Below are 20,724 nucleotides of genomic sequence, written 5' to 3'. Positions count from 1 at the left end.
CATGAAAACGATTACATCGTGCCAGCGCTTTGTTACCGGGCCATGACCATCCAATCAATTTCGCGTGACATGCAGCGTAATTTCTATGCATAAATAGAAATACTGCTATTTATTAACATTAGATTTTTGAGAATTTTCTTATATAAATTAGAGGAATTCTGTTTCAGAATAGTCAGGCCGTCTGCGCACCATCCCGCCCGCAGACTGCTTATCCAGAGAGGCTTCATGAGACCCCTTTTCCTGCTTTTCGCCTTCACGCCCCTGTTGCTGAGCACCAACGCCCACGCTGCCGATACTGCAGAACTGGTCGTCAAAGGCACCATCCGTCCTTCCGCTTGCCTGGCCAGCTTTCCCGGCAACAGCGTGATCGATTTCGGCACCATCAAATCGGACCCGCAGCTCAAGGAGCGCTTCAAGGATCTGCCTTCGCAGCGCATTGATATGCGGATTTCCTGCGACGGCCCCACTAAGATTGCCGTCAAGGCGATCGACAACCGCGAAGCCACGCGTGAAAAGGACATTCCGGGCATCGATGCCGGCGACCACTTCGGCCTGGGCCTGTATCGCGGCAAAAGCATCGGCGGCTATGTCGTGCGCTTCGGCACTGCGGTGGCGGACGGCCAGTCGGTCGGCATCCTGGGTCGTCCGAACGGCAGCGCCGCCTGGAGCAGCAGCACCCTGCGCAACTTGCGCCAGGACGGCAGCCAGGTATCATTTGGAGCGGGCAGCACGCCGGTGGCCTTCAGCGAACTGGTCGCCGGTCTCGATATCAGCGCCAAACTGAGCCGAGTGGCCTATCAGTTGCTGGCCGACGACATTCAGCTGGACGGCTCGATCAGCATCGAAATGCTCTATCTCTGAAGCGCCCACTCGCCGGATCTCCCAAAGCCGCTGCTGCATGCAGCGGCTTTTTTGTTTCCACGATGCAATTCATGGCCGGATTGACATCGAGACAGAACTAGGTCTCCCCTCTGGCGAGCCGGTATAATGCCGGGTTTCGATCTTTCCTTTGCCTCATCCCGACATGCAAGATAAATACAGCCCAGCAGAAGTAGAACAATCCGCACAACAGCACTGGATCGCGACCGACGCGTACAAGACCGTCGAACACGCCAAAGACAAGCAGGGGCGCGACAAGAAGAAGTTCTATGCCTGCTCCATGCTGCCCTACCCATCGGGCAAGCTGCACATGGGCCACGTTCGCAATTACACGATCAACGACGTGATGTATCGCTACCTGCGCATGAGCGGCTACAACGTGCTGATGCCGATGGGCTGGGACGCGTTCGGCATGCCGGCGGAAAACGCGGCGATGGCCAACGGCGTGCCGCCGGCGCAATGGACTTACTCGAACATCGAGTACATGAAGAAGCAGATGGCGTCGATGGGCCTGGCGATCGACTGGTCGCGCGAAATGACGGCCTGCTCGCCCGAATATTACAAGTGGAACCAGTGGATGTTCCTGAAGATGCTCGAGAAGGGCATCATCTACAAGAAGACCGGCACCGTGAACTGGGATCCGATCGACCAGACCGTGCTGGCCAACGAGCAAGTCATCGACGGCAAAGGCTGGCGCTCGGGGGCGGTCATCGAGAAGCGTGAAATCCCGATGTACTACGCCAAGATCACCGACTACGCCGAGGAGCTGCTGGAACACGTCGAAACCAAGCTGCCGGGCTGGCCTGAGCGCGTGCGCCTGATGCAGGCCAACTGGATCGGCAAGTCCACCGGCGTGCGTTTCGCCTTCCCGCATGACATCAAGGAAGATGGTCAGCTGATCAGCGACGGCAAGCTGTGGGTCTTCACCACACGTGCCGACACCGTCATGGGCGTGACTTTCTGCGCCGTGGCCCCGGAACACGCGCTGGCGACCTTCGCCGCGAAGAACAATCCTGCGCTGCAAGACTTCATCGCCGAATGCAAGAAGGGCAGCGTCATTGAGGCCGACATGGCCACGATGGAAAAGAAAGGCATGCCGACCGGCCTGTTCGTCACCCATCCGCTGACCGGCGCACAAGTCGAAGTGTGGGTCGGCAATTATGTGCTGATCACCTACGGCGACGGCGCCGTGATGGGCGTACCGGCGCATGACGAGCGCGACTTCGCCTTCGCCAAGAAATACAATCTGCCGATCAGGCAGGTTGTTGCCGTCGAAGGCAAGACCTACTCCACCGACGCTTGGGAAGAATGGTACGCCGACAAGGAAAGCGGCAAGACCACCGATTCCGGCAAATACGACGGCCTCGGTTATCAAGCCGCAGTCGATGCCATCGCTGCCGACCTGGCCGCCAAGGGCCTGGGCGAAAAGAAAGTCACCTTCCGCCTGCGCGACTGGGGCATTTCGCGCCAGCGTTACTGGGGCACCCCGATCCCGATCATCCACTGCGCCGACTGCGGCGACGTGCCGGTTCCGGAAAAGGACCTGCCGGTCGTGCTGCCGGAAGACTGCGTGCCGGACGGCAGCGGCAACCCGCTCAACAAGCATGAAAAATTCCTGCACGTCGATTGCCCGAGCTGCGGCAAACCGGCGCGCCGCGAGACCGACACGATGGATACCTTCGTCGATTCGTCGTGGTACTTCATGCGCTACACCTCGCCGCAGAGCGACGATGCGATGGTCGACAGCCGCAACGACTACTGGATGCCGATGGACCAATACATCGGCGGCATCGAACACGCCGTGCTGCACTTGCTGTATGCACGCTTCTGGACCAAGGTCATGCGCGACTTCGGCCTGGTCAAGTTCGACGAACCGTTCACCAACCTGCTCACGCAAGGCATGGTGCTCAACGAGACCTACTATCGTGAAGACGCCGCCGGCAAGAAGACCTGGATCAACCCCGACGAAGTCGAACTGACGCATGACGACAAGGGCCGTCCGGTTTCCGCCATCCTGAAGGCAGACGGCCAGCCGGTCGCCATCGGCGGCACCGAGAAGATGTCGAAGTCGAAGAACAACGGCATCGATCCGCAAGCGCAGATCGACCAGTACGGCGCCGATACCGCACGCCTGTTCACCATGTTCGCTTCGCCACCGGAACAGACGCTGGAATGGTCGGGCACCGGCGTCGAAGGCGCCAATCGCTTCCTGCGCCGCGTGTGGGCATTCGCGTACAACCACGCTGCGCGCATTGAAGGCGCCGGCGCCGTCGATACGGCGCAACTGAACGACACGCTGAAGACGCTGCGCCGCGAAGTGTACAAGGTGCTGCAGCAAGCCGATCACGATCTCAAGCGCATCCAGTACAACACCGTGGTGTCGGCCTGCATGAAGATGCTCAACACGCTTGAAGCCGCCAAGCTGGAAGACAGCCCGTCCGCCAACGCCGTGCTGGCCGAATGCACCTCGATCTTCCTGCGCATCCTCAACCCGATCACGCCGCACATCACCCATGCGCTGTGGCAGGAACTGGGCTTCGCCGCGCAGCATGGCGACATCCTCGACGCCGACTGGCCGCAAGTCGACGCCGCCGCGCTGGAGCAAAGCGAGATCGAGATGATGATTCAGGTCAACGGCAAACTGCGCGGCAGCATCACCGTCGCCAAGGATGCCGACAAGGCCAGCATCGAAGCGGCCGCACTGGGAAATGAAAGCGTGCAGAAATTCCTGACCGGCGCACCGAAGAAAATCATCGTCGTCCCCGGCAAGCTGATCAACATCGTTGCCTGACGTTTTTACGCCGATTCTTTTGCCTACGAACCTGACCACGGACTCACACATGCCATTTCAACTTCATCAACGCAAAGTACTGCAATGGTTCCTGATGCTGCTGGCTGCGGTCACGCTCAGCGCCTGCGGCTTTCACATGCGCGGGCCGGCAAATCTGCCGTTCAAGACGATTTTCCTCGGCTTTGCGGACAACTCGCAATTGGGCACGGAACTGAAGCGCTACATCCGCGCCAGCGGCGTTGAAGTGGTGTCCGACAAGGACGAGGCGGAAGCGGTGCTGCAAGTCATCGCCGACACGCGTGAAAAGAAGATCCTGACCCTGAACACCAACGGCCGCGTACGCGAATACTCGCTGTACCAGCGCTTCAGTTTCCTGGTCAGGGACAACAAGGGCGCCGTCCTGATTCCGCCGACAAATATCACGCTCAAGCGTGACATTACCTACGACGAAAACCAGGAACTGGCGAAGCAGGCTGAAGAAGTGCTGCTGTATCGCGACATGCAAAGCGACTTGGTGCAGCAGATCCTGCGCCGCCTGTCCGCGAGCAAGACCGCCACAGCCGGCACTGCCGACCCCGTCGAGGAATAATCGATGCAACTGCGGCTGGACGCGCTCGACACCCACCTGACGAAATCGCTGTCGTCGCTGTACGTCATCGCCAGCGACGAACATCTGCTGGCGCTCGAAGCAGCCGACAAGATCCGCAAGACCGCGCGCGCCAACGGCTACACCGAACGCGACGTGCTGGTGGTCGAACGCAGCTTCAAATGGGGCGAACTGCTTGCCGCCAACCAGTCGCAATCGCTGTTCGGCGACAAGAAACTGATCGAACTGCGCATCCCCACCGGCAAACCCGGCAAGGACGGCGGCCAGGCGCTGCAGGAATACGCCGCCAACCTGAACCCCGACAACCTGACCATCATCAGCCTGCCCAAGCTCGACTGGGCCACAGCAAAGGCGGCTTGGGTCGGCACCTTGCAGCAAGCCGGCGTCTACATCGACATTCCGCTGGTCGAGCGCGCACATCTGCCGGGCTGGATCGGCAACCGGCTTGCCGCGCAGCAGCAGAGCGCCGATCGCCAGTGCATGGATTTCATCGCCGACCGCGTCGAAGGCAACCTGCTGGCGGCGCATCAGGAAATTCAAAAACTCGGCCTGCTTTACCCGACCGGCAAGCTGACATTCGAACAAGTGCACGACGCCGTGCTGAACGTGGCGCGCTACGACGTCTTCAAGCTCAACGAAGCGATGCTGTCGGGCGACGCCGCACGGCTCATGCGCATGATGGATGGCTTGAAGGGCGAAGGCGAAGCGCTGCCGCTGGTGCTGTGGGCCGTGGCCGAAGAAGTGCGCACGCTGCTCAAGCTCAAATCGGGCGTCACGCAAGGCAAGCAACTCGGCATGCTGCTCAAGGAATACCGCATCTGGGGCCCGCGCGAAAAACTGATGGAGCCGGCGCTGCGCCGCATCAGCCTGGCGACGCTGCAAACCGCGCTGCAAGAAGCTGCGCAGATCGACAAGATGGTCAAGGGCTTGCGCGCCAAGGCATTTTCCGGCGACGCCTGGGACGCGCTGTCGCAGCTCGGCCTCAAGCTCGCGCGCGGCTACTAATACCCGCGCTGAAACTCACGCTAAAAAAACCATGACGCTCAACATCGAACACTACATGAACGACATCGGCCAGCGCGCCCGCAAAGCATCGCGCGCCATGGCTCGTGCCGACACCGCGGCGAAGAACCGCGCGCTGTCCCTCATCGCCGCCGCCATCCGCCGCGACGCTGACACGCTGCGCGCCGCCAATCAGCAAGACCTGGCCGCGGCGCGCGCCAACGGTTTGTCAGACGCCATGCTGGACCGCCTGACGCTATCCGACAAGGCCATCGCCACCATGGCCGAAGGCCTGGAACAGATCGTCGCGCTGCCCGATCCGATCGGTGAAATTTCCAACATGAAGTATCGTCCGACCGGCATCCAGGTCGGCCAGATGCGCGTGCCGCTGGGCGTGATCGGCATCATCTACGAAGCACGTCCGAACGTGACCGTGGATGCCGCCGGCCTGTGCATCAAGAGCGGCAATGCGACGATCCTGCGCGGCGGCTCCGAAGCGATCCATTGCAACCAGGCCTTGGCGAAACTGGTCAAGGAAGGCCTGGCCGGCGCCGGCCTGCCCGAAGACGCAGTGCAAGTGGTCGAAACCACCGACCGCGCCGCTGTCGGTGCGCTGATCACCATGACCGAGTATGTCGACGTCATCGTGCCGCGCGGCGGCAAGGGACTGATCGAACGCCTCATCAAGGAATCCAAGGTGCCGATGATCAAGCATCTGGATGGCATCTGCCACGTCTACATCGACGACAAGGCCGACCAGGCAAAAGCGCTGGACGTCGCCTTCAACGCAAAGTGCCACCGCTACGGCACCTGCAACACCATGGAAACGCTGCTGGTGGCGCGCGCCATCGCCGCCGACGTGTTGCCGAAGCTGGCGGAACTGTACCGCGCCAAGGACGTCGAGCTGCGCGGCGACGCTGAAAGCCGTGCGATCCTGGCCGGTTATCCGCTTCTGAAAGAAGCCGTCGAAGAAGACTGGAGCACTGAATACCTGGCGCCCATCCTGGCCGTGAAGATCGTCGCCGGCATGGATGAAGCGATCGACCACATCAACACCTACTCGTCGCAGCACACCGACGCCATCGTTACCGAAGACTACACGCGCGCCATGCGTTTCCTGCGCGAAGTCGACTCGGCCTCGGTCATGGTCAATGCCTCGACGCGTTTTGCCGACGGCTTCGAATACGGCCTCGGCGCCGAGATCGGCATCTCCAACGACAAGCTACATGCGCGCGGCCCGGTCGGGCTGGAGGGACTGACTTCACTCAAATACGTGGTGCTGGGACAGGGGCAAGTGCGCCAGTAAGCGTTACCGTTTTACCTCGCAGAACCTGCTTACGATCTGTAGGGAGAGACCATCAGCTGGTGTCGCAGTAAGATCGTAAGCAGGTTCTCAGCCAATCGCCAAAAAAGGAAACCACATGCTCTGGATCAAAGCCCTGCACATCGTGTTCATCGCCTCGTGGTTCGCCGGCCTGTTCTACCTGCCGCGCATCTTCGTCAACCTGGCGCAGGAAACCGAGACCGTCACCAGGGAACGCCTGCTCGGCATGGCGCGTCGCCTGTACCGTTTCACCACGATCCTGGCAATTCCGGCGATCGTGCTGGGCTTGTGGCTGTACCTGATCTACGGCATCGGCAAAGGTCCCGGCAACGGCTGGATGCATGCCAAGCTGGCGCTGGTGGTGCTGGTGATCGGCTATCACCATGCCTGCGGTTCCCTGCTCAGGAAGTTCGAAAACGGCAACAACAAGCGCAGTCACAAGTGGTTCCGCTGGTTCAACGAAGTCCCGGTATTATTGTTACTGGCCATTGTGATTCTGGTCGTTGTGAAACCATTCTGATCCATCCCGCTTTTTCCTTTTACGGAGTCCTTCATGGGCAAAGTATGTGAATACTTCTTCGCGCCGCACTCGCCCTTCGCCTATCTGGGGCATGCGCGTTTTGTCGCTCTGGCCAAACAGTACGACGTCCAGGTCGTACTCAAGCCGTTCGACCTGAGCAAGATCTTCGGCCAGTCCGGCGGCCTGCCGCTGGCCAAGCGCGCGCCGCAGCGCCAGGCGTATCGCCTCAAGGAACTGGAACGCTGGAGCAAATTCCTCGGCCTGCCGATGAACCTGCAACCGACCTATTTCCCGGTGCAAAGCGACCTCGCCGCACGCCTGATCATCGCCACGCAACTGGCGCACGGCACCAGCGCCGCGCTCGACCTGACCGGCGCCGTCATGCGCGCGATCTGGGAAGACGAAAAGAACATCGCCGACACCGACACGCTGCTGGCGCTTGCCAACGGCCTCGGCCATGATGGCGCGAGCCTGCTGAAGTCGGCGGAAACCGCCAGCGTGCAAGCGGAGTTCGACCGTTTCAGCGAGGAGGCCACCACGGCCAACGTCTTCGGCGCGCCGTGGTTTATCGTGGACGGCGAAGGCTACTGGGGCCAGGACCGCCTCGATTTCGTCGAGCGCGCGTTTGCCGAAAAGTAATTTGTAGCAACAGCAGCAACAGCAGCAACAGCAGCAGCAGTAAATCAGATTCAGATTCGTCATTCCCGCGCAAGCGGGAATCCGGCGGCGTCGATCGGAAGATGCCGTCAACGCCGCCGGAAGAAGCATCCGCTACACGACATCAGGTTGTATAGCGGCCCAGGCATCCCACCCCAACGGACAAAAGGTACCCCTTATGAGCACCAACTATTCCTATTTCTGCCCCTGCCCGCGCGGCCTCGAAATCGCCCTCGCGGAAGAACTCAACGAAATCGCCCAACTGGCCGGCCCCGACGCCAACCTGAAAGTGCATAACCAGGTTCCCGGCGGCGTGCATTGCTCCGGCAGCATGATCGGCGCCTATCAGCTGAACCTGCGTTCGCGCATCGCCAGCCGCGTTCTGCTGCGCCTGGCGCACGGTTCCTACAAGAATGAAAACGACATCTACGACCTCACGCTCGAACAGGAGTGGGAAAACTGGTTCGAGGTGTCGCACACCATCCGTGTCGACGTCACCGCTGTGAAGTCGCCGCTGCGCAGCCTGGAGTTCGCCACGCTGAAAATCAAGGATGCCATCTGCGATCGTTTCCGCGAACGTTTCGACGAGCGTCCCTCGGTCAACACCAAGACACCGGACATGCGCATCTCGGGCTTCCTGGACGCGCATAATTTCACGATCTATCTCGATACCTCCGGCGAAGCGCTGTTCAAGCGCGGCTGGCGCGATGACACCGGCGAGGCGCCGCTGCGCGAGAACCTCGCTGCCGGCCTGCTGCGCACCAGCGGCTGGAAGCCAGGCATGGTGCTGTTCGACCCGATGTGCGGCTCCGGCACCATCCTGGCCGAAGCGGCGCAAATGCTGGCCGGCATCCCGCCGGGCGCGCGCCGCCGTTTTGCGTTTGAAAAATTCGACAACTTCGATGCCGAAGCCTGGCTGGCGATCAAGGGCGACTTCAAGCCGAATCCCTTGCCGACCGTGCCGACGATTTTCGGCAGCGACATTTCCGGCGACATGGTCAACATCACGCGCAGCAATCTGCGCAAGGCAGGCATTCTGTTTGACGTGCCGCTCAAGCAGATCGAAGCCCAGGAAGTCAAACCGCCGGTCGATGCCAACGGCAATCCGACCACCGGCATCATGCTGACCAACCCCCCGTACGGCGAGCGTCTGAGCGTGCGCGGCGATGCCGCCGTGCCGACCGACGAGCTGTTCGTCGCCTTCTTCAGCGCCTTCGGCACCACGCTCAAACAGCGTTTCGCCGGCTGGAGCGTATTCCTGTTCTCGGCCGACCTCGGCCTGCCGAAATTGTTGCGCCTGAAGGAAGCTCGCAAGACGCCATTCTTCAACGGCGCCCTGGAATGCCGTTTGTTCCGCTTCGACATGGTGGAAGGCTTCAATCGCCGCGAGGCAGCCAAACCCAAGCCGGAAGGGGCATAAGCAAGCACGGCGGGATGATTGTCAACGATACCGAAACAATTCATCCCGCTGCACCGTATTTATCCGCGACTCGCTTTTCCTTACAGTTGCTCCCATCGAGGCCAATCGTGGCCTCATTCATTCGGGAGCCACCATGACTACTACCACCCTCAATACCAAAGCCGACTACGCCGCTTTCCTGCTGCGCGTCACTGCCGGCCTGTTCTTTCTGGCGCATGCCGCGATGAAGATTTTCGTCTTCACGCTGCCCGGCACTGCGGCGTTCTTTGAATCGCTGGGCCTGCCCGGTTTCCTCGCGTATCTGATCATCCTGCTGGAAGTCGTCGGCGGCATCGCGCTGGTGATCGGCTTCTACGGCGATCTGCTGGCCATCCCCCTTGCGATCGATCTGGCCGGCGCCATCTTTACCGTGCATGCCAAGAACGGTTTCTTCTTCAGCAACCCGAAGGGCGGCTGGGAATACCTCGCCATGTGGATTGTCGTGCTGGTCGCGGTCTACCTGCTCGGCAATGGCGCATTCGCCGTCAAGCGCAAGAGTCTGAACGTCGCTGCATAATGATTGATTGAAGCGCATCGATCGACGCGCTTCGGCTGAAACCTTTGCGCGGCCGCCGCCGCCGGGGTTTCCCCCCTCTTACGGAGTACTGCCATGTCTACCGCACTGCCATCGCTTTTCGTCTCCCACGGCTCCCCCATGCTGGCGGTCGAACCCGGCCGGACCGGGCCGCTGTTGCGCAGCATCGGCGCGCGCCTGCCCACGCCCAAGGCCATCCTGGTCGTTTCCCCGCACTGGGAAACCCAGGCGCCGCGCGTCGGCAACCTGGCAAAGCAACGTGTGATCCACGACTTCGGCGGTTTTCCGCGAGAGTTGTACGAACTGGACTATCCTGCCGCCGGTTCGCCGGAACTGGCCGAACGCGTCGCCGGCTTGCTGCGCGACGCCGGCCTGCCCGCCCAGACCGATGACGGCTGGGGCCTCGATCACGGCGCCTGGGTTCCGCTGCGCTATTTGTATCCCGGCGCCGACATACCGGTGGTGCAATTGTCGCTGCAAGCGCATCAGCCGCCGGCCTATCACTACCGCATCGGCCAGTTGCTGGCGCCGCTGGCGAAGGAAGGTATCCTGCTGGTCGGCTCGGGCAGCTTCACGCACAATTTGCGCGAACTGCGCCGCAACGATGCGGATGCAGCGATTGGCTCCGACAGCGCCCCGCATACCGTGGAATTCCTGCAGTGGTTCCTGGCGCAGATGCAAAGCGGCAATCTGGAAGCGCTGCTGGGCTATCGCGAATCGGCGCCGCATTCGGTACGCTTGCATCCGACCGACGAACATCTGCTGACGCTGTTCTTCGCCATGGGCGCAGCCGACGACTGGACGCAATCGGTGCATCTGGACAGCGGTTCGACGTATCATAGTCTGCGCATGGACGCCTTCGCCTTCGGTTCGCAGTCGTCCATCCTCGCCGATTTGCCTGCTGCGGCATAACCTGTCCGGAAAGACATCGCTTGAACAAACTGCGCGAAATCGAAAGCTTCATCGCCGTGGCCGAGCTAGGCAGCTTCGTCAAGGCGGCCGACGCGCTGAATGTATCCAAGGCGGCGGTATCGCGCACCATCCTCGAGCTCGAAGCGCGTCTCGGCGCGCGGCTGATGCAACGCACCACGCGCCGGCTTTCACTCACCGAAGCCGGCGTGCTGTATCTGGATCGCTGCAAACAGATCGTCTCCGCGCTGGAAGACGCCGACCAGATGCTCACCGCCGGCAACACCGATCCGACCGGCCTGCTGCGCATCAATGTGCCGCAGACCTTCGGCGTGCTGCACCTGGTCAAGGTCTGGCCCTGCCTGCTGCGGCGCTATCCCGGCATCAAACTCGACATCACGCTGTCGGACCGCATCGTCGACATCGTCGAAGAGGGCTATGACATGGCGATTCGCATCGCACGCCTGCCGAGTTCCTCGCTGATCTATCGCAAACTGGCCTCGACTCGCATTGTGGTGTGCGCCGCGCCCGACTACCTGGAACGCCACGGCACGCCGCAACATCCCGAAGACCTCAAGGACCACACGGTGCTCGGCTACAGTTATTCGGCCGACAAGGACGAGTGGCATTTCGAAGGTCCGGACGGCCCCGTCAGCGTCAAGACCAACGTGCGCATGCACGCCAACAACGGCGACACCTGCGTGGCCGCCGCGCTGGCCGGAATCGGCATCACGCGCCAGCCGACCTTCATGCTCAACGAGCACATCCGCAGCGGCAAACTGGTGCGGGTGATGCCCGACTACACCGCTGTCGAACTGGGCATCTATGCGGTCTATCCGAGCCGCACGCATCTGCCGGCCAAGGTGCGCGCCACCATCGACTTCCTGGTGCACGCTTTTGAAGAAGTGAAGTGGGACGATTACTGATCTTCCCGCACAGGACCACGCCTGCTGACTGCAGGCTGACGACATGAAAAAATCCGCGCACTCGTGGATTTTTTTTCATCTCCCTTTTCATCGCATCGCTTAAGGCGCACAATCCGCGCTCGTTGCGCTGAATGGTCTGACCAATTCACCTCTCAGCGTGCAAGGCCGTGCGACGGCCCCTGACTCGCATACGGACCGGTGCCGGCGCGGGCGGATGACTTGACATACTTTTCGGATTGCCTCAAAGTGACCACAATACAGACTACATGTCCATATATTGGACATTCAAAAATAACAAAAAGACCGTAGTCGCCATGCAGACCGTTACTGAAACCTGAGGAGAAAAGGCATGCAAGCCACCACGCCGGAAGCATCGAAAATGATGCCCTATCAATACCCGAACCCGAAAGAAGCGCCGCTGGAAATCGTGGTCAACCCGGCTATTCCCGATGACGAAAGAGTCTGGGTGCCGCAAGCCGAGAACGTCTGGTTCCGTCCGCTGTGCCTGAACGTGTCGCAAGGCTATTGGACCAATCTGCTGCGCGTGCGCAAGTCCGGCGTGCTGAGCCGCCATCGCCATCCGGCGCCGGTGCACGGCATGGTGCTCAAGGGACGCTGGCGCTATCTGGAACACAACTGGATCGCCGAGCAAGGCAGCTACGTGTTCGAACCTCCCGGCGAAACCCACACCCTGTACGTGCCGGAAGACGTGGAAGAAATGATCACCTACTTCCACATCACCGGCGTGATGTACTACTGCGATCCGTTCGGCAAGTTCGAAGGCTACGAAGACGTCTTCACCAAGCTCGAGATGTGCAAGGCGCACTACGAGAAGGTCGGCCTGGGCGCCGACTTCGTGCAGCAGTTCGTGCGTTGAAACAGCAGAAGACAAGCACCCCATGAGCTACACACAAGCCGATTACAACTTCCAGGGCGCCGTCGCGGTCGTCACCGGCGGCTCCGGCGGCATCGGCGCCGCCATCAGCGCGCGCCTGGCGCAGGCCGGCGCCGAAGTGGTGTGCTGGGATCTAAAGCCCGCCGCCGATTCGCCGTATGGACAAGACACCGTCGACGTCACCGACGCCGCCTCGGTGGACGCCGCCACGCAACGCCTGCTGGCCTCGCGCGGCCACATCGATTTCCTGATCAACAACGCCGGCTTTGCCGGATCGACCGTGCCGCTGGATGAGTACGACGCCGCCGAATGGCGCCGCATCGTGGACGTCAATCTGATGGGCGTGTTCCACACTTGCCGTTCAGTGGTCCCGGCGATGCGCGCCGCCGGGCAAGGCCGCATCGTCAACATCGCCTCGCTGGCCGGCAAGGAAGGCACGCCCAACGCCTCCGCCTACAGCGCATCGAAAGCCGGCGTGCTGGCGTTGACCAAGTCGCTCGGCAAGGAGCTGGCCAACGCCGGCATTCTGGTCAACGCACTGGCGCCGGCGGCGGTCAAGACCACGCTGCTGGAACAGATGAGCCCGGCTCACGTCGCCACCATGATCGCCAAGAGCCCGATGGGTCGCCTCGGCTACGTGGAAGAAGTCGCCGAGATGGTGGCCTGGCTGTGCTCCGGTTCATGCACGTTCAACACCGGCGCGGTCTTTGATTTGTCCGGGGGACGCGCCACGTATTAAATCGCATCAGCAACAGTCGTCCGCCGGCCACAAGCCGCCGGACGTTTCACAGCGCTGCAAAAAGCGCCGCACAGACGGCGCCGGCAGGTGACACGGCTCAGAAGCTTCCTGCCTGCAGCGCCTTACTTTCACATCGGAGACAACATGGAAGTCCAAAAGAGCCCCAAACTCAAACGTATTCAGATCGTCGCATTGACGTTCCTGATGCTGGCTGGGATCGTCAATTATCTTGATCGCAGCACGCTGTCCATCGCCAACCATTCCGTCAGCCAGGAGCTGGGATTGAGCGCATCCGAAATGGGCTTGCTGCTGTCGGCCTTCTCGCTCGCCTACGCGTTCTCGCAATTGCCGATCGGCGCGATGCTCGATAAATTCGGTGCGCGCGTGATGCTCGGCGCTGGCATGATGGTCTGGTCGGTGGCCCAGCTGGCCGGCGGCTTCGTCGGCACGCTGCATCAGTTCCTGGTGGCGCGCGTGTTCCTCGGCCTCGGCGAAGCGCCGCAGTTCCCGGCCGGCGCCAAAGTGGTTTCGGAATGGTTCGCCGTGCGCGAACGCGGCGGCCCGACCGGCATCTTCGTCGCCTCGTCGACCATCGGTCCGGCCCTCGCGCCGCCGATCCTGACCGTGCTGATGCTGTCGTTCGGCTGGCGCATGATGTTCGTCATCATGGGTATCGCCGGTATCGCCGTGGCAGTGGGTTGGTACATTTTCTACCGCAACCGCAATGAAGTCGAACTGACGCCGTCCGAAATCCTCTACCTGGCCGACGGCACCGACAACGATCCGAACGCCAACGCCAAGCTGACCTGGCATGAGTGGAAAGGCCTGTTCAAATATCGCACTACCTGGGGCATGCTGTTCGGCTTCATGGGCGTGATCTACATGGTGTGGCTGTATCTGACATGGTTGCCCGCCTACCTTGAGCACGAGCGTCATCTGAGCATCGCGCGCACCGGCTGGGTGGTGGTGATTCCGTACATCTTCGGTACGCTGGGCATGCTGTCGTCGGGCTATATCGCCGACGGCCTGATGAAACGCGGCATGGCCCCGATCCGCAGCCGCAAGTGGCCGATCTGTGCCGGCCTGATCGGTGCAGGTGCGTTCACCATTCCTGCCGCCTACACGCCAAGCACCACGATGGCGATCGTCTACATCTCGCTGGCGATGGCGTTCGTGAACATGGCAAGCGGCGGCGCATGGGCGCTGGTCAGCGTGGCGATTCCACGCCGCCTGGTGGCTTCGCTGGGCAGCCTGCAGAACTTCGGCGGCTACCTCGGCGGATCGCTGGCTCCGCTCATCACCGGCATCGTGGTCGACAAGACCCACTCCTTCGTCAACGCCCTGCTGATCAGCGCCGCGGTCGCATTCGCCGCCGCGCTGGTGTACATGTTCGTGGTGAACAAGCCGATCGAAGGCGACCGGGCAGCAGCGTAAATTCATTCTCGTACGGAAGGAAAGCACATGACATTCACACCCAACCTGTTCCAGGGTAAAACCGCGCTGGTCACCGGCGGCACCCAGGGCATCGGCGGCGCGGTGGCGCGCCAACTCGCCGCCATGGGCGCCAAGGTCATCGCGGCAGGCTTGCCGCCGTTCGCCACGGAAGAGTTCAGCGGCACCGGCGTCACGCTGGCCGAACTCAACGTGGCGTCGGAAGACAGCGTCAGGAATCTGTTCTCCGGCATCGGGAAGCTCGACATCGTGATCAACTGCGCCGGGATCATCAAGCGCGGCGCCGAGCATGAGGTCGAGGTCTTCGAGCAGGTCATCGCCGTCAACCTGACCGGCACCATGCGTATCTGTTCGGCTGCGCGTGCGCTGCTGAAGGAGAGCAAGGGCTGCATCGTCAACCTGGCGTCGATGCTGAGCTTCTTCGGCGGCGGCCTGGTGCCGGCCTACAGTTCCAGCAAGGGCGGCGTGGCGCAACTGACCAAGTCGCTGGCGATCGCTTACGCTGCGGATGGCATCCGCGTCAACGCGGTGGCGCCGGGCTGGATCGCGACGCCGCTGACCCAGGCGCTGCAGGAAGATCCGGCGCGGTCCGGCCCCATCCTGCAACGCACGCCGCTCAATCGCTGGGGCACGCCGGAAGACATCGGCAATGTTGCGGCCTTCCTGTGCACGCCGGCTGCCTCCTTCATGACCGGCGCCGTAGTGCCGGTCGACGGCGGCTATCTGGTGTCCTGATCCTGCTGCAGCGCATTCCCTTCCCGGCATCGCCACCGCCGTATCGGCGGTGCCGGGAAACCCCTCGGCTATAATGCCCCTCTGCTGTTCTGCCCTTCCGCTGATTTTTCCCGCTTTGCATCCGACGCCCATGCCGCTCATGCCGACCTCCGACACCGCCGCCGAAGACAATCCGAAGATCGCCGGCACCGCCGCGTTCTCCAAGTTCATGGCCGTGCTGCAACTGATCGCCGATCAGGATGCGCCGCTGACGATTGCCCAGCTCAGCGCGCTGAGCGGCTATCCGCGTCCGACCGTCTATCGCATCCTGGCGGCGCTGACAGCCGAAGGCATGGTGGTGGAAAATCCGCGCACGCGCCATTTCGAACTGGGCCCGCGCCTGATCAATCTCGCCAGCAAATCGTGGGCGCGCTCGGATGTGCGCACCGCCGCCATCGACGCCCTGCAACAGCTGCGCGACACCACCCGCGAGACCGTCCACCTGGCCGTACCGAGCGACAACGGCATGGTCTATATCGAGAAGCTGGAAAGCCCGCAAGCCGTGCGCATGACCTCGCGCGTCGGCACGCGCGTGACGTTGTATTCCAGTTCGGTCGGCAAAGCCTATCTGGCGGCACTCGACGAGACCACCCGCAACCGCCTGCTGCGCTCGGTCCGGATGCAGAAGTTCACCGAGCACACCATCACCGATCTCGACGTCCTGCGCGCCGAACTCGCCGTGGCGCAACAGCGCGGCTACACCGAAGACCGCGAAGAGAACGAAGCGCAGATCTTCTGCGTCGGCGCGCCCATCTTCGGCGCCGAAGGCACGCCGGTCGCCTGCATCAGCATCAGCATTCCGCTGTTCCGCAAGCCTGCCCGGTTGCAGCAGGCCCTGATCGATCCGCTGCTGTCGACCTGCAAGCTGATCACGCAGAAGCTGTCCGGCCCGGGCCGCTGAGCTGCCTCGCTCAAACTTCCGGCGCGATCTCCACGCCATACAACTTGCTTCCCTCGACATTGTGCAGCGACACGCTCATGACCTTGGTCTTCGCGTCGATCTTGCCGATACCGAAAAACTGATACAAGTCAGCCGGCGAGCGGTTCTGCTTCATGTCGGCGGGAATGCTGACATAGCGCACGTCCGGACCGAACGTCCGATCAATCTCGCCGGGACCGAAAGTGCCGGCGTGCAGCGGTCCGCCGACAAATTCCCAGAACGGCTTGAAGTCGGTGAACTGCGCCTTCTCCGGCATGTAGTAGGTGGCCGATGCGTAGTGCACGTCAGCCGTCACCCACACCACGTTCTTGATGTTGTGGCGCTTGATGAAGCGCAGCAATTCCGCCACCTCCAGTTCGCGACCGGAGGGCTTGCCGTTGTCGGCGTTGGCCCACGCCTCGAAGGTGCCTTGCGGCACGTCCGCATTCAGGTCGGGCACGACGATGGAAATCGGCATGTCGCTGGCGATCACTTTCCAGGTCGAGCGCGAGCGCAACAGCGCCTGCTTGATCCAGCGCATCTGCGCCGCGCCCAGGAAAGCCGCGTCCGGCCCCGGCGCCGGCTGGCGGTTCGGCGAATTGGCGCCGCGGTAGCTGCGCTCGTCGAGCATGAACACTTCCAGCAGCGGGCCGTAGTTGAACGAGCGATAAATACGCTCAGGATCGGCGACGTCGATGCGAAACGGGTTGTATTCGAACATCGCCTGCCGCGCACGTTGCTTGAGCACGTTCAGCTCGCGCTCCTGATAGCGCTTTTCCGCAGCGCCGATCACCTGGCCGGGATACCAGTTGTTGCGCACTTCATGGTCATCCCATTGCACCAGGAACGGCACCTCCGCCATGAAGCGCTTCTTGTTGGCGTCCATCAGGTTGTAGGCGAAGTTGCCACGGTAATCGTCGAGCGTCTGCGCCACTTTGGATTTGGCCGGCGTCACCAGGTTGCGCCAGAGGCTGCCGTCATCGAGCGTCACCTCGGCCTGGATCGGACCATCGGCATAAATCTGGTCGCCCGAATGGATGAAGAAATCCGGCTTGAAGCGGCGCATCGTTTCATACACGCGATAGCCGCCCCAGGCTTCGTTGATGCCCCATCCCTGCCCCGCCTCGTCGCCGGAGAACGCAAAGCTGATGTCGCGCTCGCCGCCGCCGGGAATGATCAGGCTGCCGGTCACCGGCGCACTCCACGCCGACTCGTGCTGCAAGTCCTGGAAGCGGAGGCGATAGTACAGACGCTGCGATACCGGCAAGCCGCGCAGGTCCATGCGCGCGGTGTAGTCGTTGCGCGCCAGCGCTGCCGGACCGACGACGGTGAACGCATCCTTGAAATTCTCATTGACCGAATATTCCACCACCATGCGCGCCGCGCGATCGGTGCGACTCCACAGCATCGCCGTATCGCGCGTGATATCGCCGCTCATGGCGCCGCTGTCGACCTGCGGGCGCATGCGTTCCGAGGTCACAACGGCGGGCGCTTGCCCGGCGAACGCGGGCGCAAGCGTACCGCCGGCCAGCAGCACGCCGGTCCCGAGCGCGGCATCGCGCAGGAAGTCGCGGCGCGCCTTGCCGTCATTGCCGGCGGCGGATGAAGGTAACGGCTGGGAAGAATGGGAAGACTGAGAAGAGGATTGATCGTCGGACATGGCGGACTCCTTGGCTGGCAGCATGAAAAATTGCAATGTAGCAATGCAATGTGACCGTTCCATGAACAGATGCCGCCGGGAGCAGACTTGCCTTCGCATTTCGAAGTTGCCCCAGAAAAACCTCAAACTACTTTCACTTTCCGGCGCTCCCACAAACGAGATGCCAAAATTTGCTCACACTACTCGTCTTCAGTGACGCACCAAGCGGACGCATCAATTGCACGATTTGCGTGCAGTTTCCCAATAATTTCAAACGCCTCAAAAAAAACACCTTCAAATTCAAACGCTTAAAAATTTGCACCGAAATGGAATGAATTTTGCTTAATAAGGTGCTTTTCAAACTTTATTGCACAATTATTGGGAGATTTTTCCGTGGACGATCACAAAAATGGTGCCGACGCGCTCTTCATTTTGCTCGGCGCAATCATGATTCTGGCCATGCACGCCGGTTTTGCCTTCCTTGAACTGGGCACCGTGCGGCGCAAGAACCAGGTCAATGCCTTGGTCAAGATCCTCGCCGATTTTGCGGTGTCGACCATTGCCTACTTTTTCGTCGGCTATTACGTCGCCTACGGCGTCAGCTTTTTCAGCGGCGCCGAAGTCCTGTCGGCGCGCAGCGGTTTTGAGCTGGTGAAATTCTTTTTCCTGCTGACCTTCGCCGCCGCCATTCCGGCGATCATTTCCGGTGGCATCGCCGAACGCTCCAAATTCCAGCCGCAACTGATCGCCACGGCGGTGCTGGTCGGCCTCGTGTATCCGTTCTTTGAAGGCATCGCCTGGAACCAGCACTTCGGCGTGCAGGCATGGCTCAAGGACGCATTCGGCGCCGAGTTCCACGACTTCGCCGGTTCCATTGTCGTGCATGCGGTCGGCGGCTGGATCGCATTGCCCGCCGTGCTGTTGCTGGGAGCACGCCGGGGCCGCTACACGCGCGAAGGCGCCATCGCCGCGCATCCGCCGTCGAACATTCCCTTTCTCGCGCTGGGCGCATGGATCCTGACGGTGGGCTGGTTCGGCTTCAACGTGATGAGCGCGCAAACCCTCGACAAGATGAACGGCCTGGTCGCGCTCAACTCGCTCATGGCGATGGCCGGCGGCACGCTGGTGGCGCTGGTGATGGGCAAGAACGATCCGGGCTTCGTCTACAACGGTCCGCTGGCGGGACTGGTGGCGGTATGCGCCGGCTCCGACCTGATGCATCCGCTGGGAGCACTGGTCACCGGCGGCATCGCCGGCGCGATCTTCGTGTGGATGTTCACCCGTACGCAAAACAAATGGAAGATCGACGACGTGCTCGGCGTGTGGCCGCTGCACGGCCTGTGCGGCGCATGGGGCGGACTGGCGGCGGGCATCTTCGGCATGAAAGCGCTGGGCGGCCTCGGCGGCGTGTCCTTCATGGCGCAGCTGTGCGGCTCGCTGCTCGGCATCGCCATCGCCGTCATCGGCGGCTGGATCGTCTACGGCCTGCTCAAAAGAGCCATCGGCATCCGCCTCGATCCGGAGCAGGAATTCGAAGGCGCCGATCTGTCGATCCACAAGATTTCATCGACGGCGGAGCGGGATACCAGTTGGTGATGATAAGGACAATGAAAAAATAAAGTGTGTCGATGCGATGGCTTGGATAACGCCAGCGAGCCAGGGCAATTTTCTAGCAAAACCAAGTTGAATCCGTCTCATGATCGCTCGACATAAGACCCCCTCATACGAGGTTCTGAAGCGGCATATTGATATCCACTACGATCTCAGATAACATTCGCCAATGGAAATTGGAATGCAGAATTCAATAACGCCGAGCCCTCTTTACATTGAGAAGGTCTATGATCGTTTGCTCGAAGCAATCACCAGCGGAGATCTGAAGCCGGGGGAGCGGGTGCGACAGTCGGTGCTGGCTGACAGGCTTGGAGTATCGCGTCAGCCCATCAGTCACGCCCTGCAGCTTTTGCGGCATCAAGGACTGGTGCGCGACGCCGGGAAGCAGGGGGTGGAAGTTTCACCGGTCAACCCTGACTACATTGTTCACCTCTACCGGGCTCGTGTGTCTCTGGAAGCAAGTGCTTCGGCGATGGCGGCGCAGCGCATGAAGGAAGGACTGGCGAGCGCAGATGACATCAGCGGGCTTAATGAAGCAGTCCAGCTCGGCATCAGCGCGATGAAACTCAATGCCCCGCTTTCGGTGCTGGTGAAAGCCGATTTCCGTTTTCATATGGCGATCTACAGACTGAGTGGCAATCCTGCCATTGAACAAATGATGGCAGGGCAATGGCCGCATCTGATGCGATCCATGATGGCTGTGCTTAATGACCCCGGAGTGCCGGTCCGCGCATGGCAAGAACACCAGGCCATCGCAGAACATATTCTGAATGGCAACGTCGACGACGCTTTTCATTCCGCAACCCGTCATATAGAGCGGGCAGGAAGGGATTTGAACAGGCGTCTGAATGAAGGCATCGGCTCAGTTACCTGAGCTTCACGCTTTCACGCGACACTTCTCCTGTTCCCGTGGCAAGACTTGCCTGCGATAGGCTACTTGCCTGCCTTCAGCCTGTCCGGTCTTCCTCACATTCTCTTCGCTCTTGGCGATTGACGTCCTAACACCCCCACAAATTCCTCAGTAGAGAGCCGAGAGATACCCCTTATCTCCCGCGCATCGACGCAAGCCAGCCCCCCCTCCATTGT

19 protein-coding genes are annotated in these 20,724 nt (G+C 61.2%); 18 read left to right on the top strand and 1 reads right to left on the bottom strand.

Going from position 1 to position 20,724, the window contains the following annotated elements:
* Window positions 1-225 precede the first annotated feature (225 nt).
* The 16 genes from F506_RS06255 to F506_RS06180 all read left to right on the top strand — a co-directional run bounded on the left by F506_RS06255 (window position 226) and on the right by F506_RS06180 (window position 16,370).
* Entirely contained in the window at window positions 226-861 is a 636-nt protein-coding gene (locus tag F506_RS06255; protein ID WP_083457643.1) for a DUF1120 domain-containing protein, read from the top strand.
* Window positions 862-1,024: 163 nt separating this feature from the next.
* The gene (gene leuS / locus F506_RS06250; protein ID WP_053201322.1) at window positions 1,025-3,670 is read left to right on the top strand and encodes a leucine--tRNA ligase; all 2,646 of its coding nucleotides are present in this window, start codon (window positions 1,025-1,027) and stop codon (window positions 3,668-3,670) included.
* A 49-nt stretch (window positions 3,671-3,719) separates the two neighbouring features.
* Window positions 3,720-4,259, top strand: a complete 540-nt coding sequence (locus F506_RS06245) for an LPS-assembly lipoprotein LptE (RefSeq protein WP_053195829.1) — start codon at window positions 3,720-3,722, stop codon at window positions 4,257-4,259.
* A 3-nt stretch (window positions 4,260-4,262) separates the two neighbouring features.
* Window positions 4,263-5,282: a DNA polymerase III subunit delta gene (gene holA, locus F506_RS06240; RefSeq protein ID WP_053195828.1), complete on the top strand. Its 1,020-nt coding sequence runs from the start codon at window positions 4,263-4,265 to the stop codon at window positions 5,280-5,282.
* 31 nt (window positions 5,283-5,313) lie between these two features.
* Window positions 5,314-6,585, top strand: a complete 1,272-nt coding sequence (locus F506_RS06235; RefSeq protein ID WP_053195827.1) for a glutamate-5-semialdehyde dehydrogenase — start codon at window positions 5,314-5,316, stop codon at window positions 6,583-6,585.
* 115 nt (window positions 6,586-6,700) lie between these two features.
* Complete coding sequence (locus tag F506_RS06230) at window positions 6,701-7,123, top strand: CopD family protein (protein WP_053195826.1); 423 nt, start codon at window positions 6,701-6,703, stop codon at window positions 7,121-7,123.
* 33 nt (window positions 7,124-7,156) lie between these two features.
* Window positions 7,157-7,762, top strand: a complete 606-nt coding sequence (locus F506_RS06225; protein ID WP_053195825.1) for a 2-hydroxychromene-2-carboxylate isomerase — start codon at window positions 7,157-7,159, stop codon at window positions 7,760-7,762.
* A 196-nt stretch (window positions 7,763-7,958) separates the two neighbouring features.
* Entirely contained in the window at window positions 7,959-9,200 is a 1,242-nt protein-coding gene (locus F506_RS06220; RefSeq protein ID WP_053195824.1) for a THUMP domain-containing class I SAM-dependent RNA methyltransferase, read from the top strand.
* A gap of 133 nt (window positions 9,201-9,333) precedes the next feature.
* The gene (locus F506_RS06215) at window positions 9,334-9,756 is read left to right on the top strand and encodes a DoxX family protein (protein ID WP_053195823.1); all 423 of its coding nucleotides are present in this window, start codon (window positions 9,334-9,336) and stop codon (window positions 9,754-9,756) included.
* Between the two features lie 93 nt (window positions 9,757-9,849).
* Window positions 9,850-10,686: a dioxygenase family protein gene (locus tag F506_RS06210; RefSeq protein WP_053195822.1), complete on the top strand. Its 837-nt coding sequence runs from the start codon at window positions 9,850-9,852 to the stop codon at window positions 10,684-10,686.
* A gap of 20 nt (window positions 10,687-10,706) precedes the next feature.
* Window positions 10,707-11,609 carry a LysR family transcriptional regulator gene (locus tag F506_RS06205; RefSeq protein ID WP_053195821.1) on the top strand — a complete coding sequence of 301 codons (903 nt, stop codon included), beginning with the start codon at window positions 10,707-10,709 and terminating at the stop codon, window positions 11,607-11,609.
* Between the two features lie 349 nt (window positions 11,610-11,958).
* The gene (locus F506_RS06200) at window positions 11,959-12,486 is read left to right on the top strand and encodes a 2,4'-dihydroxyacetophenone dioxygenase family protein (protein ID WP_053195820.1); all 528 of its coding nucleotides are present in this window, start codon (window positions 11,959-11,961) and stop codon (window positions 12,484-12,486) included.
* 22 nt (window positions 12,487-12,508) lie between these two features.
* Window positions 12,509-13,243 carry an SDR family NAD(P)-dependent oxidoreductase gene (locus F506_RS06195; protein ID WP_053195819.1) on the top strand — a complete coding sequence of 245 codons (735 nt, stop codon included), beginning with the start codon at window positions 12,509-12,511 and terminating at the stop codon, window positions 13,241-13,243.
* A gap of 144 nt (window positions 13,244-13,387) precedes the next feature.
* Complete coding sequence (locus F506_RS06190; protein WP_053195818.1) at window positions 13,388-14,677, top strand: MFS transporter; 1,290 nt, start codon at window positions 13,388-13,390, stop codon at window positions 14,675-14,677.
* Window positions 14,678-14,704: 27 nt separating this feature from the next.
* Window positions 14,705-15,430: an SDR family NAD(P)-dependent oxidoreductase gene (locus tag F506_RS06185; RefSeq protein WP_053195817.1), complete on the top strand. Its 726-nt coding sequence runs from the start codon at window positions 14,705-14,707 to the stop codon at window positions 15,428-15,430.
* Between the two features lie 139 nt (window positions 15,431-15,569).
* On the top strand, window positions 15,570-16,370 hold the full coding sequence (locus tag F506_RS06180; protein WP_053201320.1) for an IclR family transcriptional regulator: 801 nt from the start codon (window positions 15,570-15,572) through the stop codon (window positions 16,368-16,370).
* Between the two features lie 10 nt (window positions 16,371-16,380).
* On the opposite strand, the gene F506_RS06175 is transcribed toward F506_RS06180, so the two are convergent.
* On the bottom strand, window positions 16,381-18,048 hold the full coding sequence (locus F506_RS06175) for an alkaline phosphatase D family protein (protein ID WP_235471397.1): 1,668 nt from the start codon (window positions 18,046-18,048) through the stop codon (window positions 16,381-16,383).
* A 372-nt stretch (window positions 18,049-18,420) separates the two neighbouring features.
* On the opposite strand from F506_RS06175, the gene F506_RS06170 reads away from it, so the two are divergent.
* The gene (locus F506_RS06170) at window positions 18,421-19,623 is read left to right on the top strand and encodes an ammonium transporter (RefSeq protein WP_053195816.1); all 1,203 of its coding nucleotides are present in this window, start codon (window positions 18,421-18,423) and stop codon (window positions 19,621-19,623) included.
* Between the two features lie 196 nt (window positions 19,624-19,819).
* Complete coding sequence (locus F506_RS06165) at window positions 19,820-20,512, top strand: GntR family transcriptional regulator (protein ID WP_053195815.1); 693 nt, start codon at window positions 19,820-19,822, stop codon at window positions 20,510-20,512.
* Window positions 20,513-20,724 lie beyond the last annotated feature (212 nt).

The organism is Herbaspirillum hiltneri N3 (assembly GCF_001267925.1).
In the GTDB taxonomy this organism is placed as follows: Bacteria; Pseudomonadota; Gammaproteobacteria; order Burkholderiales; family Burkholderiaceae_D; genus Herbaspirillum; species Herbaspirillum hiltneri.
The sequence above is the reverse complement of the archived record's forward strand: the minus strand, read 5'-3'. Positions and strand labels throughout refer to the sequence as shown.